The sequence below is a fragment of the Rahnella laticis genome, assembly GCF_015644585.1.
In the GTDB taxonomy this organism is placed as follows: Bacteria; Pseudomonadota; Gammaproteobacteria; order Enterobacterales; family Enterobacteriaceae; genus Rahnella; species Rahnella laticis.
Genome location: NZ_JADOBI010000006.1, coordinates 311,415 through 327,971, shown reverse-complemented (window position 1 = coordinate 327,971; position 16,557 = coordinate 311,415). Strand labels below are relative to the sequence as shown.

Annotated in this window: 19 protein-coding genes; 6 read left to right on the top strand and 13 right to left on the bottom strand. The window is 56.2% G+C overall.

Annotated features, from left to right (window positions below; translation table 11 throughout):
• Nucleotides 1–81: 81 nt before the first annotated feature.
• Both idnD and IV433_RS15665 read right to left on the bottom strand, forming a co-directional pair.
• Nucleotides 82–1,113 carry an L-idonate 5-dehydrogenase gene (gene idnD / locus IV433_RS15670; RefSeq protein ID WP_195814918.1) on the bottom strand — a complete coding sequence of 344 codons (1,032 nt, stop codon included), beginning with the start codon at nt 1,111–1,113 and terminating at the stop codon, nt 82–84.
• Between the two features lie 133 nt (nt 1,114–1,246).
• Nucleotides 1,247–2,449 (bottom strand): benzoate/H(+) symporter BenE family transporter, encoded by a 1,203-nt coding sequence (locus tag IV433_RS15665; protein ID WP_195814917.1) that lies wholly within the window; start codon nt 2,447–2,449, stop codon nt 1,247–1,249.
• Nucleotides 2,450–2,588: 139 nt separating this feature from the next.
• Between IV433_RS15665 and IV433_RS15660 the strand changes: the two genes are divergently transcribed.
• Both IV433_RS15660 and IV433_RS15655 read left to right on the top strand, forming a co-directional pair.
• Complete coding sequence (locus IV433_RS15660) at nt 2,589–3,155, top strand: helix-turn-helix domain-containing protein (protein ID WP_195814916.1); 567 nt, start codon at nt 2,589–2,591, stop codon at nt 3,153–3,155.
• 28 nt (nt 3,156–3,183) lie between these two features.
• Entirely contained in the window at nt 3,184–3,636 is a 453-nt protein-coding gene (locus IV433_RS15655) for a GNAT family N-acetyltransferase (protein ID WP_165060747.1), read from the top strand.
• Here the strand turns inward: IV433_RS15655 and IV433_RS15650 are convergent.
• Both IV433_RS15650 and IV433_RS15645 read right to left on the bottom strand, forming a co-directional pair.
• Nucleotides 3,633–4,103, bottom strand: coding sequence for a GNAT family N-acetyltransferase (locus IV433_RS15650; protein WP_195815006.1), 471 nt, complete (start codon nt 4,101–4,103; stop codon nt 3,633–3,635). The genes IV433_RS15655 and IV433_RS15650 overlap by 4 nt on opposite strands.
• A gap of 14 nt (nt 4,104–4,117) precedes the next feature.
• Nucleotides 4,118–4,657 (bottom strand): hypothetical protein, encoded by a 540-nt coding sequence (locus IV433_RS15645; RefSeq protein ID WP_195814915.1) that lies wholly within the window; start codon nt 4,655–4,657, stop codon nt 4,118–4,120.
• 257 nt (nt 4,658–4,914) lie between these two features.
• Here IV433_RS15645 and IV433_RS15640 point away from each other — a divergent pair, with 257 nt between their 5' ends.
• Together IV433_RS15640 and yfcF are read left to right on the top strand one after the other, a co-directional pair.
• Nucleotides 4,915–6,909 (top strand): methyl-accepting chemotaxis protein, encoded by a 1,995-nt coding sequence (locus IV433_RS15640; protein WP_370530265.1) that lies wholly within the window; start codon nt 4,915–4,917, stop codon nt 6,907–6,909.
• 106 nt (nt 6,910–7,015) lie between these two features.
• On the top strand, nt 7,016–7,648 hold the full coding sequence (gene yfcF, locus IV433_RS15635; RefSeq protein ID WP_195814914.1) for a glutathione transferase: 633 nt from the start codon (nt 7,016–7,018) through the stop codon (nt 7,646–7,648).
• Between the two features lie 43 nt (nt 7,649–7,691).
• Here the strand turns inward: yfcF and IV433_RS15630 are convergent, their stop codons facing one another.
• From IV433_RS15630 to bhsA, 3 genes are all read right to left on the bottom strand, one after another.
• Entirely contained in the window at nt 7,692–8,138 is a 447-nt protein-coding gene (locus IV433_RS15630; protein WP_195814913.1) for a GNAT family N-acetyltransferase, read from the bottom strand.
• An 18-nt stretch (nt 8,139–8,156) separates the two neighbouring features.
• Nucleotides 8,157–8,792: a LysE family translocator gene (locus tag IV433_RS15625; protein ID WP_195814912.1), complete on the bottom strand. Its 636-nt coding sequence runs from the start codon at nt 8,790–8,792 to the stop codon at nt 8,157–8,159.
• Between the two features lie 171 nt (nt 8,793–8,963).
• Complete coding sequence (gene bhsA / locus IV433_RS15620; RefSeq protein ID WP_195814911.1) at nt 8,964–9,221, bottom strand: multiple stress resistance protein BhsA; 258 nt, start codon at nt 9,219–9,221, stop codon at nt 8,964–8,966.
• Nucleotides 9,222–9,290: 69 nt separating this feature from the next.
• Here bhsA and IV433_RS15615 point away from each other — a divergent pair, with 69 nt between their 5' ends.
• Both IV433_RS15615 and IV433_RS15610 read left to right on the top strand, forming a co-directional pair.
• Nucleotides 9,291–9,551: a hypothetical protein gene (locus IV433_RS15615; protein WP_195814910.1), complete on the top strand. Its 261-nt coding sequence runs from the start codon at nt 9,291–9,293 to the stop codon at nt 9,549–9,551.
• 75 nt (nt 9,552–9,626) lie between these two features.
• Nucleotides 9,627–9,875, top strand: a complete 249-nt coding sequence (locus tag IV433_RS15610; protein WP_195814909.1) for a GlsB/YeaQ/YmgE family stress response membrane protein — start codon at nt 9,627–9,629, stop codon at nt 9,873–9,875.
• Between the two features lie 119 nt (nt 9,876–9,994).
• Here the strand turns inward: IV433_RS15610 and IV433_RS15605 are convergent, their stop codons facing one another.
• The 6 genes from IV433_RS15605 to fdrA all read right to left on the bottom strand — a co-directional run bounded on the left by IV433_RS15605 (nt 9,995) and on the right by fdrA (nt 16,554).
• Nucleotides 9,995–10,900, bottom strand: a complete 906-nt coding sequence (locus tag IV433_RS15605; protein ID WP_195814908.1) for a LysR substrate-binding domain-containing protein — start codon at nt 10,898–10,900, stop codon at nt 9,995–9,997.
• 93 nt (nt 10,901–10,993) lie between these two features.
• Nucleotides 10,994–12,214 (bottom strand): cytosine permease, encoded by a 1,221-nt coding sequence (locus IV433_RS15600; protein ID WP_195814907.1) that lies wholly within the window; start codon nt 12,212–12,214, stop codon nt 10,994–10,996.
• Between the two features lie 18 nt (nt 12,215–12,232).
• On the bottom strand, nt 12,233–12,637 hold the full coding sequence (locus IV433_RS15595; protein WP_195814906.1) for an allophanate hydrolase-related protein: 405 nt from the start codon (nt 12,635–12,637) through the stop codon (nt 12,233–12,235).
• A gap of 10 nt (nt 12,638–12,647) precedes the next feature.
• On the bottom strand, nt 12,648–13,610 hold the full coding sequence (locus IV433_RS15590) for a carbamate kinase (protein WP_195814905.1): 963 nt from the start codon (nt 13,608–13,610) through the stop codon (nt 12,648–12,650).
• Nucleotides 13,607–15,016, bottom strand: a complete 1,410-nt coding sequence (locus tag IV433_RS15585) for a YlbE family protein (protein WP_195814904.1) — start codon at nt 15,014–15,016, stop codon at nt 13,607–13,609. The genes IV433_RS15590 and IV433_RS15585 overlap by 4 nt, the downstream gene beginning before the upstream one ends.
• Nucleotides 15,016–16,554 carry an acyl-CoA synthetase FdrA gene (gene fdrA, locus IV433_RS15580; protein WP_195814903.1) on the bottom strand — a complete coding sequence of 513 codons (1,539 nt, stop codon included), beginning with the start codon at nt 16,552–16,554 and terminating at the stop codon, nt 15,016–15,018. Before fdrA ends, IV433_RS15585 begins: the two co-directional genes overlap by 1 nt.
• Nucleotides 16,555–16,557: the final 3 nt, after the last annotated feature.

Genomic DNA, 16,557 nt, shown 5'->3' with positions numbered 1-16,557 from the left:
ATGCAAATGTCCTCTGAGGATGAAAATCAGAGGACATCATAAAATGAAACGATGTTTTGATATTGTGAATCCGTCAGCAGACTAGAAAACCAGCTGAACTTTCGACGCTCTGGATTTATCCAGCGCAAACTCCAGCGCTTCCACCAGATCCTGTTGCGGGAATTCGGCGGAAAGCAGCGGCATCGGATCAACGGCTTTATTCGCCAGCCATTCCACCGCCGTATTGAATTCTTCGGTGAAACGGAAGCTGCCGACCCAGTTAATTTCTCTAGCAATCAGCATCATCAGCGGGAATTCATTCACCACCGGCCCCATACCGACCTGCACCAGCGTGCCGCGCGCACGGGTGACTTCCAGACAACGGCGGATAGAAGAGGGATGGCCGGAGGCATCGAAAGACACATCGAAAAAGCCCTTTTCGGCCTGATATGCGGAGAAATCGCCCTGCGCGGCGTCAAGTGCCTGGCTGGCACCGACCGCCAGCGCCAGCGTACGGCAGCGTTCGCTAGGGTCGGTGACCACAATTTCCGCAGCACCTTTGGCTTTAGCGGCCAGCACGATTAAGCAGCCAATCGGGCCGACGCCGGAAACAAACACCGTTTTGCCGCGAATATCCCCGGCCTGATTGACCGCGTGAATGGCCACCGCCAGGGGTTCAGCGAAAACCATCAGCTGGTCGCTGACCTGATTGTCGTAAGGAATGCACTGGTCGCTGTCGACAATTTTATACTGCGTGAACGCGCCGTTGATGTGCGGGAAATACATCGCGCTGCCGAAGAATTTCATGGTGGTGCACTGGTTTTCATCACCGGAAAGGCAATATTTGCAGGCCTTGCATGGCTTGCTGGGGTTCAGCGCGACTTTCTGGCCCGGCTGCAAACGCGGGTTATCCGATTTTTCCACCACGCCGACCACTTCGTGCCCGAGAACCATCGCTTCGCGGACTTTGAAATCCCCGACCTGACCGTGCTCGTAGTAATGTAGATCAGAGCCGCAGATGCCACCGCGGGTAATCTTCACCAGCGTGCCCTGGCCGGTGTAGTCGAGGGTCTGGCCGATCACCGAGACGTCTTTTTTCCCGGTCACTACGCAGGATTGAGTGGCAATTGTCATGGAATTCTCGCTCTTTAAAGGGGGCGTTTTTGGCCTGATGGCTCCCAGTAAAGAGCGTTTGGACGGCGGAAAATGTGACCGCCGTCACCTTGTTTCGTGTTACGAAAACCTGTTACCCATAACTTGAACGGACTCAACCTTTCGCGGGCGGTTGCGCCTTGTTACGCGCAGGAATGCTGAGGATCAGGTGCGTAATCACGCCGCCAATTAAGCCCCAGAACGCCGAGCCGACGCCGAGCAGCGTCACGCCGGATGCGGTGATCAGAAACGTGATAATCGCTGCGTCACGCTGACGTTCATTTTCCAGCGCCCGGTATAAACTCCCGGCAATAGTGCCGAGCAGCGCCAGCCCGGCGATGGTATGAATAAGCGCGGGAGGCAGCGCGGTAAACACCAGGCCGATCGAACCGCCAAACACACCGGCAATCAGATAGAAAATCCCGGCGGCGACGGCGGCCATGTAGCGCTTTTTCGGATCCGGGTGGATATCTTCGCCCATGCAGATGGCGGCGGTAATGGCGGCGATACAGACGGTAAAACCGCCGAACGGGGCTAAAACTAACGCGGTCAGCGCCGTCCATGAAATCAGCGGTGAAACCGGCAGGTGGTAGCCGTGGGCTTTCAGCGTAGCGATACCTGGCGCATTTTGTGACGCCATGGTCACCACGAAAAACGGAATGCCGATGCCGATAATGGAAGACCACGTAAAGTGCGGCATCACAAATGCCGGCGCGGCAAACGTCATGGTCTGGCCGTGCAGCGAAATATCGCCCTGTAATCCGGCCACCACCAGCCCGGCGGCGAGGGCGAGAACCACCGCGTAACGCGGCAGGGCGCGTTTCGCCAGCAGATAAACCAGACACATCGTGCCTGCCAGTGTGAAATTACTGTGCAGCGAGGTAAAAGCATCCAGCCCGAAGCGCAGCAAAATCCCGCCGAGCATGGCGGCCGAAAGCGCCTGCGGAATATATTGCATCAGCCTGGCGAATAATCCGGTCACGCCGCACAGCAGGATCAGCCCGGTCGCAAACACAAAAACGCCAATCGCTTCGTTGATTGTTGTGCCGTGCAGGCTGGTGACCAGCAGCGCAGCGCCCGGCGTCGACCACGCCGTCACCACCGGCGTGCGGTAATACAACGACAAACCGATGCTCGTCACGCCCATTCCCAGCCCGAGCATACTCAGCCAGCCCCCAATCTGCGACACGCTGGCACCGGCGGCTTCGGCAGCCTGAAAGATGATCGCCGCTGAGCTGGTATAACCGACCAGAACGGCAACAAATCCGGCGATAACCGCCGAAAACGTCAAATCGTGAAAGCTTAATCGCGAGGGCATTGTTAAAAATCCTTCTGGTTACCGGGCGCGGGCGTTATGCTGTTGTGCGTTATAGCGCACATCGTGGCGCTCAAGATATCACTGTGCGTTATAGCGCACAATTGCGATCGTTAAAAATCCGATTGCCAGAGGAGTCAGGATGCAGGAACTCACCCGCCACATCGGCAGCCAGCTCAAAGCCGTGCGCAGCGAACGGGGCTGGAGCCTCAGCCAGACGGCAGAAAAGACCGGCGTCAGCAAGGCGATGCTCGGCCAGATTGAACGCGGCGAATCCAGCCCGACCGTGGCGACGCTGTGGAAAATCGCCAGCGGGCTGAACGTCTCTTTCTCCGAATTTCTCGAAACGCCGCCCGCGCAGTCTGCGGCGCTGCACCGCCATGGTTTGCTGACCACGTTTAACAGCGACACCTCGGGAATGCGCGTCGTGCCGCTGTTTCCGTTCGATACCACGCTGCGAATGGACATGTTTGTTATCGATCTCGAGCCCGGCGGATGCAGTGAATCTTCGCCGCACGAAGCGGGTGTGATCGAACATGTCATTGTGATTGAGGGCGAACTGACGCTGACGGTGGACGGCGTCACGCGCACGCTCAGCGCCGGTGAAGCGCTGCGGTTTGCGGCGGATTGTGCGCACGCATACCGCAATAACAGTGACCATTCCGTGCGTTTCCACGACCTGATACATTATCCGCAGTCCCGCCCGTAACGATTTCATTTACCGAGGAGAATGACCGATGAGCCAGCCGCAAGATGTTGTTATCCGTCCGTTAACGCCTGCCGACCGCGAAGGTTGGGAAAATTTGTGGCGCGGTTATCTGGACTTTTACCAGTCGGAGCTGGATCCGGCGCAGTTTGATTTCACGTTCCGGCGGTTGTCGGATCCTGACTATGACGGCATGTTTGGCTATGTGGCGGAATATCAGGGGAGGCTGGTCGGGCTGGTGAATTGCCTGAATCACGATCACGGCTGGCACATGAATCAGGTGGTGTATTTGCAGGATTTATACGTCGATGAGTCCGCGCGCAAACTGGGTATCGGGCAGAAACTGATTGAAGTGGTCTACGCACACGCCGACAAAAACGAAAAAGCCAACGTGTACTGGATGACGCAGACCACCAATTACACCGCGCGTCAGCTCTATGACCGCGTGGGTAAACCAACTAACTTTATGAAATACATCCGCTAAAGCGGTTTGCGCATATTCATTTTTGTCGTGACATAACCCAGGCTGGCATAAAGTGCCTGCGCGCCGGGGTTGCTGGCGAAAACGTTCAGTTCAATCGCCACGCTGCCCAGCTCGCGCAGGCGTTCTTCCATCAGCCGGAACGCCGCGATGGCATGTCCCTGACGACGAAATTGCGGATAAACCGTCAGCTCATACACGAAAGCGCTGCGTACGCCGTAGCGTTCAATATTGGCAAACCACAGATATCCCACGGTTTCGCCGGGTTCTTCCTGCCTGATTTCATACAAATAGTGATCCGGTGTTTCAACGCCCTGCGGCAGCGCGTTTTGTGTGGAGCTGCGCGCGCGTTCCAGCGCCGTATCCGGCAGCCACAGCCCGGCGGTCACATTCTCTTCGGCGTAATCTTTCGCCAGCAGTTCTGCAAATTCTTCATAAAATGCAGCGCTCATCGGTACTAAAACAGTCATCATTTCCCTCTGATTTATCGGGCAGTTTCTGCCTTTTTATACGGCGTTACATAACATTCGCTGATGGTGGTGGAATGGCTTTCAACCTGAGTGATGATGTAGCCTTTTTCGGTCAGCGCCACCGAGCTGTACGGCGTTTCATTGTGCTTGTCGGAAATAACATCTTCGAAAGACTTAATGATTTTGGCTTTCTCACCGGCGCGCGCCGGGTCATCCATTCCCTCGACCTGAATCATGGCCTGTTTGAACTGGTTAGAGAATGACGTCTTCCCCATCTTGCTTTCAATCACGGCTTTGATGTTCACCGTGACTTCGTTACCCAGCAAAAACAGCGTATTACTCTGGTAAATCAGCGCATTTTTACGCTTCGACACCACAAAACCATTCTCGATGACCTTCATTTTGCTGTTGTTGGCGTAGGTCACGTCATCGAGGCAAATGGTTTTATCCCCGACCTTAAACTGGCTGAAACGTGCTCTGATTTCTTTCGGGGTAGATGCCGCCTGCGAGCACAACGGAACAAGCAACAAAAGCGGTAAGAGCCATGACTTCATAGGAGTTTCCCAAACAAGGTGCTGAGCCAGCCGACATAACAGCAGTATAGGGAGACACCGGCAGGATGCGAACGTTTATCTTTGCGGGACAGTTTTTTACCGTTTTGGCTAAAGACCCGCCCCTGTGATGCCGATAATTCAGGCGATAAGGGAATTCCTGCTTATCTTCAGGGGGCACACATCAGGGACAGATAATCCGCGTTTTTTCATCGTGAATTTCATAGTACGTTGACTGTTCCGGGGTAATTATGAGTCAGATGCAGGCGCTTTCACCGGCAGCCGGAGTTGGGGTTGCACCACAGAAAACTGTTCCTAAAAAAACCATGCGTACCCGTACGCTGATGCTGATTGTCGGGCTTCTGACGATAAGTCTCGGCTATATCATTACGGTCGGATTGCTGAGCTGGCAGTCCGCCGAACAGCAGCGCGACATCGCCCGCCGTTATCTTCAGCAGACCGCCAATACCGACGGCTATCTTGCCCGCCAGAAACTCGACACGGCCCTGCATGCCGCGCGCGACCTGGTGCAGAGCATGATCAGCCTGCGTGAAGCCGGGCACACCGACCGTAAACTCGCCGATACGCTGTTACAAAATGCGCTCAAAAGCCATCCGGATTTTTTATCGATGTCACTGGCCTGGGAGCCGGACGCGTTTGACGGCAAAGACGGCGATTTTGCCGCAAAAGAAGGGCAGGATCCCGACGGGCGTTATGTCCGCTACGTTGACCGCGATACCAGCGGAAATATCGTGCTCCACAATCTCACCGACTACGAAACGCCGGGCAGCGGCGACTACTATTTGCTGCCGCGAAAGCTGCAAAAAGAAGTCATTCTGGAACCGTACAGCTATCCGTATAACGGCGTGGATACGTTGCTGACGTCCATTGCCGTGCCGATCATCGTGGACGGAAAATTTCTGGGTTCGGTAACGGCGGATTTCTCGCTGCAAACCTTGCAGACGCTGGTCAACGGCATCAAACCGTATCAGGGAACCGGCTACGCAATGTTGTTCTCACAGACCGGCCATTTCATCTCTTCGCCTGAAAAAGAGCAGGTGACGCACCAGCTTGAAAACGATGCGCCGTTGCTGAAAAGCATTCAGGCCGGGCAGATGACCAGCCGTGAACAGCCGGATCCGGTGCTGGGCGAAAACGCGTTTGCCGAGTTTGTACCGATTCAGATCGGCAATACCGGCACGCCGTGGATGCTGGGCATTGTCGCGCCGGTAAAAGCGGTGATGAAAGAAAGTACGCGTCAGCTTTATTACGCGCTGGTGCTGATGGTGCTGAGCATCGTGGTGGTGTTTGCCGTGCTGAGCGTGATTTTTACCCGCAAAGTTTTGCGCCCGGTGGGCGGCGAACCTGCTGATGCGGCGAAAATCGCGCTGACGGTGGCCGACGGTGACTTAACGCACCCGATCGTCACGCAGAAAAAAGACCACAGCAGCATCTTCTTTGCGCTGCAAACCATGCAGGCGCAGCTGCGGCATGTGGTGAACGACATTATTTCGACCAGCCACGCGGTCGGCAGCGGCGCGTCGCAGATTGCCGCGGGGAATATCGATCTGGCTTCGCGAACCGAGCAGCAGGCGGCCGCGCTGGAGGAAACCGCCGCCAGCATGGAACAACTGACGGCGACGGTAAAACAGAACGCCGATAACGCGCATGTGGCGACAGAACTGACGGCAAACGCCACGGAAATTGCCGGAAAGGGCGATCGCATTATGTCCGACGTTGTCGGCGTCATGAGCGCGATTGACGACAGTTCGCGGCGAATTGGCGACATCACAACGGTCATCAACGGTATTGCTTTCCAGACCAATATTCTGGCGCTGAATGCGGCGGTAGAAGCCGCCCGCGCGGGTGAACAGGGGCGCGGATTTGCCGTGGTGGCGTCTGAAGTACGCAGTCTGGCGCAACGCAGCGCCGACGCCGTAAAAGAGATTTCTGCCCTGATTGAGGAATCGACGTCCCGCGTTGATCACGGCGTCGGGCTGGTGAAAAGCGCCGGGGAAACGATGAAAGAGATCATGAAAGCGGTCACCGACGTGCGCGATATCATGAGCGAAATTGTCGCAGCTTCCGACGAGCAGTCGCGCGGGATCAGCCAGGTGACGCAGGCCGTACACGAAATGGACGGTGTGACGCAGCAAAACTCCGCGCTGGTTCAGGAGGCGTCCGCCGCGTCAGCGTCTCTGGAAGAACAGGCCCGCCGCCTCAACGAAATTGTGCAGGTGTTCCGGCTGAGATAGGTTTTCTAACCGCCTTCATCCGCCCGGGTGAAGGCTTTTTTAACGACATCCCCCTGTTTGTACGCTATGTTTTTTATCCTTTCGTTTGATTCTTCAGGAGTTCGCCATGAGCCAGCCTTCGCTGATTTTGTATTCCGACGCCGATTATTTCAGCCCTTACGTGATGTCCGCTTTTGTGGCGCTGACCGAAAAAGGCATTCCTTTTGAGCTGGAAACGGTCGATCTGGCGCAGGCGGATAACCTGAAAGAATCTTATTCGGCGATTTCGCTCACCCGCCGCGTACCGACGTTAATCAACGGCACCTTTGTGTTGTCCGAATCCTCTGCGATTGATGAATACGTCGAAGAACTTTTCCCCGCGCCGATGTTTCCGGCCATTTATCCGGCCGATCCGGAAAATCGCGCCAAAGCCCGTGAAGTTCAGGCGTGGTTGCGCAGCGATCTGGTGCCAATTCGTGAAGAACGTACGACGGAAATCGTGTTTGCCGGTGAGAAACGCCCGGCGCTTTCCGCCCGCGCAGAGCAGGCTGCCGAAAAATTGTATGCGGCGGCAGAACGTTTGCTGGGAGACAAAGAGCATTTGTTTGGCGAATGGAGTATTGCGGATGTGGATCTGGCACTGATGCTTAACCGCCTGTACCTGAACGGCGATGCGATGCCGGAAAAACTGGCGGCTTACGCGAAAGCCCAATGGCAGCGTGCATCGGTTTCAGAGTGGTTAGCGTTATCTGCGAAATAAATACGGCGCGCAGCAGGCGGAAAATCCCTGCTGCGCGAAAAAGTCAGAGCAGTTTCTTCGTCAGAAAATAACGGGTATGCGTGGACGGCGCGTTTTCCGGTGCGCGCGAATCGGCGATGTAATCTTCCAGCGTCATCTGCGTCGCATACCCCATGCGTTCATAGAAAGGCCGCGCCTGAAAACTAAACGTATCGACCAGCGAATACCGGCAGCCGCGCGCCTGCGCCTCTTCTTCGGCCTCGCGGATCAGCTGCGTCCCCACATCTTTCCCACGCAATGACTCATCGACCCACAGCATCTGGATATACATCCAATTACCGATGGTTTCAGCCACAATTCCTGCCTGTTTGTGACCATTTTCATCTTCAACAAAAATCCCTAACTCGCGAAATTTCGGCTGCGGAATGAAGTTCCTGTTGAAACTGCGCAGACCGGCTTTGATTTCATCGAGATCCTCTGCGGTCGGGGCATGGCTGAGTCGGGTCTTCATGACATTCTTCCTTTTTCGTTAGCGTTTGGTCGTAGCGAGTCGGACTGCAAAAGCAATAAAAACGGTACCGGTGAGACGATCCAGCGTTCTGACGACTGCAGGACGGTGCAGCCAGCGAGAAAGCGGACGTGTGGCGGAAATCATCGTGACCGACCACAACGTACCGATGACCGCGTGCATGGCCGCCAGACCAAAAATGTACGGACCGACCGGGTAACCGGTGGCGACAAACTGCGGCAGGAAAGAGATGTAAAACACACCGACTTTGGGGTTCAGGATGTTGCCAAATAACCCTCTGATAAACGGCGAATTGCCGATGCGTAACGCTTTTTTGCTACTTTCCGGCGCGGCCATGTTCATTTCACTGCGCGGGTTCAGCAACATTTGTAGCCCGAGCCAGCAAAGGTACGCGGCGCCAATCCATTTCAGCACGTTGAAGGCGATTTCCGAGGCGGCAAGTACCGCGCCCAGCCCGAGTGCGACCATCGCGCCCCAGACCAGACAGCCGGTACTGATCCCGAACGCTGAAGACAGCGCTTTTTTACTGCCCTGACTGGCGGCGGTACGCAGTACTAATGCGGTATCCAGGCCAGGCGTGAGGGTCAAAATGCCGGCGGCAAGCGCGTAAGAAATAAGGGATTCGGTGACGGTCATGGCTTTTCCTGATGAGCGAAAAAACCAGAATAGTTAACAAAATAGGTAAGATGCAATCAGCATGTAAAAGAAATTATGAGAGGGTGTCGCAGAAAAACAAAAAGCCTGTGGAAGATGCGCTTCCACAGGCTTTTTAAGAGGGTTTTATCGGGCTACGGTTCTGCGCGGCGATTATTTGTAGATTTCAGCGTCAGCGTGCAGTTTGTTATTACCGGTTACGGAGATGATGCGGTAAGAAGAAGCACCCGCTTCTTTTGCCTGCTGAGACAATTTCGCTTCCAGGCCACCGATGGTGGTGGAGTTAGCGGCAGAAATCACACCGATTTTCTGCATGTCGCCTGATGGCTGAGTAATCTGCTGAGCCGCGAAGCTGCCGAAAGAAATCAGAGAAAGGGTTGCAGCTACAGCAAAAATTTTGACGTTTTTCATGATAAGTATTCCGTTCAGGTTTGTGTGAGTGAAAGGTGTTTGCCTTTCGATGGATGCATAATATGCCTGATGGCAGGAGATGAAAAACGGATTGATTTGAGTATCTCATTCAAAAAATTTGGTCTACTTTTTACGCAATTTTACGTCCAGATGCGGGTGCCTGACGAAACCGCATTCGTGCTGACACAGCCTGAAACTGCCTTAGATTTCTCTGCGTTTCCTCCCTTCCTGCTGATTTTGGGCGGTTTTGTTCAAACGGTGCTAGACTTTAGACGTAGTGCAAGAAGAGGGCTGTTTGTGTGGAAAACACATCCGGCTCGCAGAACCTGAGTTGTTCTGCTTTTGTTTGGCTGACTTTGCTGAACAATATTCACGGTAACGGAAATTCATTCGGAGGAGTCGAAAATGGGAATTTTATCCTGGATTATCTTTGGTCTGATCGCCGGTATTCTGGCTAAGTGGATCATGCCGGGCAAAGACGGCGGCGGTTTTATTCTGACCGTCGTTCTGGGTGTTGTCGGTGCCGTTGTGGGTGGCTATATCAGTACTTTCTTCGGCTTTGGCCGCGTAGACGGTTTCAACTTCGGCAGCTTCGTTGTCGCCGTGATCGGTGCGCTGGTGGTTCTGTTTATCTACCGTAAAATCAGGAGCTAATGGTTTTCCATTACGCCTGAAAGCAAAAGCCGCGCTGAGTCGCGGCTTTTTTGTTTTTTTACTCCACCGGCGATGTCGGCAACCTCACGATGTCCTGATTTTTGTTACCCGTCGTGGATTTACTTCCCGCACAACTTCCCTTTCACGCCCGGCTCCAGCAGGTAATCCATGCACCACTGGCAGACTTTCCCCATGCCGTCGGTGCGGGCGGCGAGGAACAGCTGGGTTGCATGTTTATGTTCCTGCATGGGTTTTTTCACCAGCAGGCCGCTGTTGAGCAGGGGAAGGGCAAGGTGATGCGGAAGATAACCAATCCCGGTGTTGCGCTGGAAAAGGGCGACGGCCATGGCGAAATCCGGCACGAACAGCGGTTTTTGCCCTTCGAGCAACCAGGCCTGCTGATGCGCAAAATTCACGGCGGTATCGCGGATGCATATCGCCGGATATTGCCGTAATTCCGTGTTGGTCAGCGGCTGCATCAGCGTCGCCAGCGGATGTTGCGGGCCGACGACGAAATCCCATTCCAGCTGGCCCAGTGCTTCGCTGAAAATGCCTTCGGTGCTCGGGACATTGTGTGGCGCGCCGATCACCAGATCGGCGCGTCTGCTGTAAAGCGCGTCCCAGCAGCCATTATAAACTTCGACATTCAGCGTCAGGCGCGTGGAGGGAAATGCCCGTTCGAACGCGTCGGTAAACTCTACCAGAATGGGCATCGGCACAATGTTATTCACCGCGATAATGAATTCCTGCTCAACGCCTTCGTGGATCAGCGTGGTATTGCGTTTCAGGGCATCCAGATCGCTGAGAAGCGTTTTACTGTGGCGGATAAAATAGTGCCCGGCGGGCGTGAGTTCAATGTGATTTCCTTTGCGGATAAACAGCGCCACGCCAAGGCTTTCTTCCAGTTTTTTGACCGTATAACTGATCGCCGACGGCACTTTGTTGAGCTGTTCAGCCGCCGTGGTGATGCTCTGATACTTCGCCACCAGATGGACGATACGGATACTCTCATCGGAAATCAGCATAGTAAGGCGCTCCTGCCAGCAAAAAGGGAAACCGGTCGTCAGTGAACGGTTTCCCTTAATTATGCCGTATTCTTCAGCTGCAAAACGCTGGCGTTAACGTTTTTGCATGCGGCTTAACAGCGCGTAGCAGACGCACGCCACCAGAATGGAATCCACGGAAGGAATGGTGGTCAGCGTAATCATCCCTTTGACCGTCATAAAACCGGCGGCGGAACCCAGTAACCAGGCGACAAAAGTCAGCAGTTTGATTTGCGGTTCACGCGTCAGAACGCCCGCGTCATAGCCGTTGCGGCGATACAGGAAGAAATCGGCGATATAAATCCCGGCCACCGGTGGCGTGGCGATGCCCAGAAACAGCAGGAACGGAATGAACCACGCCATGATATCCATGCTGCCGACCACCGCCGAAAGCACCCCCAGCGCCAGCGTAATCTGCCATTTCGGGAAGCGGGTCAGCAGGGTGGAAACCACCAGCGTACCCTGGAACATATTCCCCGCATTGCCGGTGATGCAGGCAAAAATCAGCAACAACGCCGCCGGTAATACCGCGCCGAATACCGCCATCGCGGCGAGCAAAGAGCCCTGCCCGCTGAGGGCGCTGGGCATCGCGCCGGCCCAGTACAGCAGCGGATACGCCACCAGAAATGCGGCGGCGGCTGCAATCAGCGCGTGTTTACGGTTATGCACGAAACTGCCGAAATCTGGCAATGTCGCGACCAGCACGATAATGGTGCCGACGACGGTAGAAACCGCAACGCCGGTGTTCATCTGGCTGAGACTTTCCAGCACCGGTGCCTGACCGTGCAGCGCGATGTAAAGGATGTAGCAGAGCATCAGCGCAATCACCGGCACGGCGACCTGCGCGATTTTGCCGAGAACGGCAAAACCAAACGCGGTCGATGCCACAAACACACAGCATCCCAGAGCGACCAGCAGGGGAGCCGGTAATTCCAGGCCGTGCTGCGCCAGCAAATCATGGACCGAGTGGCCGAACATGTTCGCCGTGACCGCAATCCAGCCGAACAGACTGACCGCCATCAGAATGTTGATCGCCACCGCCCCCTTTTCTCCGAACGCATATTTCACAATTCCGTACGTCGGCAGGCGTGCTTTTTCACCCACGCAAATGGTGATCGCGGAAAGCAGGGCCAGAATAATTCCGCCCAGCGCGACGACGGTAATCAGCTGTGAACCGGACAGCTGATTACCCAGACTTGAAGAGGAAAGCAAAACGGGTGTTACCGCAATGCCGAGTAAAATCATGGCAATACGCAAACCTGACGCGGTATCCGGAGCATTTTCTGTTTTACGCATGTTCCTGTCCCTGTTGAATTATGCCGTGTGATGATGCCCGGTATACTGGCGCCAGCCGCCGGTTTCGGTGATCTCATTTTGCCCTTCGACCAGCCACGGTTCGGCCAGCACGCCCAGCACTTCGCTGCCATCGCGCAACCTCACTTTGCCGATGCTCAGCCCGGCCGGTTCGCTGCTCAGCAGCGCGGCAAACGACGCCGGAGGCAGCGCCCAGATTTCCAGACCGACCGAGTTTCCGCCTTGCGCCACGCGGATCATACCCGGATGCCTGTCGTTGATGGTCCACAACCGGTAATGCGCATCGGTGCTGTCTTCGCGGACGAAAACGCCGCCCGCTTTGGTCATATTAGGGTTCAGTTCCAGACCGCGCATCAGCGTGCCGTTGACGGCGAGCAGAACGTGATTTTTATCGGGAGTGTTCATGATCTTGTCCTTAATGGTTTGAAATCCAGGTGCCGGTCTGGTGATTCAGTGCGGCTTTAATCGCGTCCGGGCTGGTGATCAGCCCCTGCGCACTTTTTCCCTTTTGCTGGCTGTTATTGATAAATTTCACGATGGCTTCTACTTTTGGCTGCATGCTGCCAACGCCAAACTGCCCTTCGCGAATAAACGCTTCGGCCCCGGCGACGCTCAGCTGACTCAGCCACTTTTGCTGCGGCGTACCAAAATTCACGGCGACCTGCTCGACGCCGGTTGGGATCAGCAGCAGATCGGCGCTCAGTTGTTCGGCCAGCAGAGCGGACGCCAGATCTTTGTCGATCACCGCTTCCACGCCTTCGAGTTGCTGATTTTCATTGCGGATGACCGGAATGCCGCCGCCGCCGCAGGCAATCACAATGCAGCCCTGCGCCAGTAAATTACGGAGTGTTTCGCGTTCGAGCACGTCGAGCGGCAGCGGCGAAGGCACGGTTCTGCGCCAGCCGCGTCCGGCATCTTCCGCGATGCTCCAGCCCAGTTCCTGCTGACGTTGCTGCGCCGTCGCGTGATCCATGAACGCACCGACCGGTTTGACGGGATTCTGAAACGCCGGATCCTGTGCGCTGACTAACGTCTGCGTCACGATGGCAACCACCGGGCGCGAAATCCCCCGGCTTTGCAGTTCGTTTAACAGCGCTTTCTGGAACATGTAGCCAATGGCGCCCTGCGTATCGCCCACCGCGTAATCGAGCGGAACCGGCGAAACTTCACCGGCGGCCAGCTCCGAGCGGCGCAGGATAAAGCCGACCTGCGGGCCGTTGCCGTGGGTCAGTACGACGTCCCAGCCTGCTTCAATCATGTCCACCACCGGACGAACGCTTTCTATAACGGCCTGATACTGATCCGGAATACTGTTTTTCTTATCATTGATAATCAGCGCATTTCCGCCGACGGCCACAACGGCTAAAGGTTTGTTCATAAAGGGATCTCCTGTGCCAGCGCCTGAAGTGCATCGACGAAACATGACATGGGCGCGGTGGTGATCCCGGCACCAATCTGCCCGACGCCTGCCTGTTTATGGGCGATGCCGGTATTGATGATCGGAAGGATGGCGCGGTCCGCGACTTTGCGGGCGTCGATACCTGCGGCGGTCGGGGCGAAATTCAGCGCAGGCAGCGTAAAGGCCGGATTACCGCCGACCGTAATCTGCTGCATTTTGCGGCTGTTATTTGAGGCATCGGCAGGCGTGCCACCGACGAATTTCACGATGGCCGGAGAAGACGCCATCGCAAAGCCACCGACACCGGCGGTTTCGGTGATCGCGCTGTCGCCCAGATCGGCGGCGGCGTCTTCCACGCCGTAACCCGGGAAGAACAGGCCTTCCACCGGATTCGCCGGCGCCTGATACCAGCGGTCGCCGGTACCGGAAAGCCGGATACCAAAGTTAACGCCGTTACGCGCCATCACCGTGACCATCGAGCTGTGCGGCACGCCGGAAGCGGCGTCCATCATGGCTTTACAGGCGGCCATCGACAGATTCAGGAAGAAGTGATCGTTTCCGGTGATAAACGCCACGCAGCGCTGGATCTGATCCAGCGGCAGCGGGCATTCCAGCAGGGCAGGCACCAGACGTTTGATCAGCAAACCCGTCGCGGCGGCGTTGCGGTTATGCACTTCGTCGCCCATGTGCAGCGCCTGCGCCATCAGCGGTTTCAGCTCCAGTTCGCCCAGTTGCTGAATTGCCGCTTTCAGTGCGGGAGCCAGCTCTTTTGCCATCCAGCGCAGGCGTTCCAGCACGTCGTCACTGTTCGCGCCAAAGCGTAAAACTTTGCCCAGACCTTCGTTGAAATTACTGAACGCCAGCCTGCCGTTCGTTTTGTTTTCAATGACCCACAGCGGCATCGACGGGCTGATAATGCCCGCCATCGGGCCGACCGCGTGATGGTGATGGCAGGGCTCGAGCGCAATCTCTCCGGCTTCGATCAGCTGTTCGGCATTCTGATGACCGGTTGCCCAGCCTTCGTACATGACCGCGCCGATAATCGCGCCTTTCACCGGGCCGCACATATCGCGCCAGGCAATCGGCGGGCCGGAATGCAGAATGAGTTTGCGTTCGTTCATGGCCGGAATGGCTTCGCGGGCTGAGAGCACATCCGTCAGTACCGGCTGGGCGCTGAGATAGCGTTCGAACGCCACTTTATTGGCCTCTTCCACGCGCGGATGACGCAGCAACTGTGCCAGTTCCAGCCCGGCGTCAATATTGCCCAGCGCAGGCGGCTGCCAGCTCAGCGCTACAACGTCGCCACCGGCGGTTTTCAGATTCTCTGCAAAGCTGTTCAGCCCGGCATTCACCACGCAAAGCGGCTGATTCAGTAACGTATTCATTATTTAGTTTCCTTTTTTTCCGCCTGAATGCGGGCAATCTGGCTGGCCCACAGCGCGGCCTGCGCGTTGCATCCGGCGACCAGAACGCCTGCCTGGCGCAATGCGGTAATCTGATGTGAACGTTGTTGCGGATCGGCTTCAGTACCGCAGACGTGCGCAACCAGCAGCGGACGGTTTTCACGCGGTTGTTGCATGAGGATTTCGAGCAGCTGAGTTGCCGGTTCTGACGTTGCGCCGTAGCCCAGCACCAGATCAAACAGCAGTACGGCGGTATTCGGATCGCTGATTTCTGCTGCAATGCGCTGGTTGCGCAGCGTCGGGTCAATCATCGGATGCGGTTTGCCGCGGGTGAAATCGTCGTCGCCCATATCAATCAGCGTATGACCGGTGCTTTTCCACAAATCAGCCAGTTTCTGATTTCCGGCAACCGGCGTGTTGGAAGCCGCACTGAAGCCCTGTTGCTGGCAGATAAGCTGGCTTTCGTAGCAGAAGGTGCCACCGGCGAAGACGCCGCGAATATCCGTGCGCGAAGCCGGTAAATCCCGGCATTGCTTTGCGCTGAGCGGTTCATTGTCCGCCGCAGCGGCGGGATTGCCGTTGAGAAGGGCAACCGCCATATCCGCCGCCTGTGCCAATGTTGCTGCCGCAAAAACGCCACGGCGGGTGATGCTGGCTGCGTCTGCGCCGAGGAAATTCACCACCACCGGTTTCCCGCAGGCGCTGGCCTGTTCAAGGATGCGTTCCGCCACGGCGCGGGCAGGGGGTTTGGAAATCAGCACGATCACTTGCGTGGACGGATCACCGGCCAGCATTTCCAGACCGTATTGCATCGAAATCCCGCCGATGTCTTCGTGCAAATCATGGCCGCCGGTGCCGAGCGCCTGTGAAATTCCCGCGCCCAGATGATCCACGCGGCAGGTGACTTCCTGCACGCCGGTGCCGGACGCGCCGACCACGCCAATCGCGCCGCGATTCACCACGTTCGCAAATCCCAGCGGCAGCCCGTTGATGATCGCAGTGCCGCAGTCCGGCCCCATCACCAGCCGGTTCTTTTCGCGGGCCAGTGTTTTGATCTGCTTTTCCTGCGTCAGGCTGACGTTATCGCTGAACAGCATCACGTTCATGTCCAGTTGCAACGCCTTGATTGCTTCGGCGGCGGCGTAATCGCCGGGGACTGAAATCAGCGCCAGATTGATGTCCGGGTGACGCCCGAGCGCCATGTCCAGGCTCACCAGATTGGGCGCAAACACGCCGTCGTTGCTGCTTTCCTGCGGTTTGCTGCTGAGCAGTTCGCGCGCCAGCGTTATCGCGCCGTTGCACGCGGCTTCGTCGCCCATCACTGCAATAATCAAATCATTCGGCCCGGCTTTAACGCCGTCGCCCAGCCCGGCATCCGCCAGTTGTGCCAGATTGGTTTGCGTCCCCATGACCACCGATGCCTGCTCAATCCCGGCCTGCTGGCTGATTTTGGCGGAGATTTGCATCAGCGAAACCGAGTCCTGATACATGTTGCTGAAAACCTGAAATATGACGCTCATAAC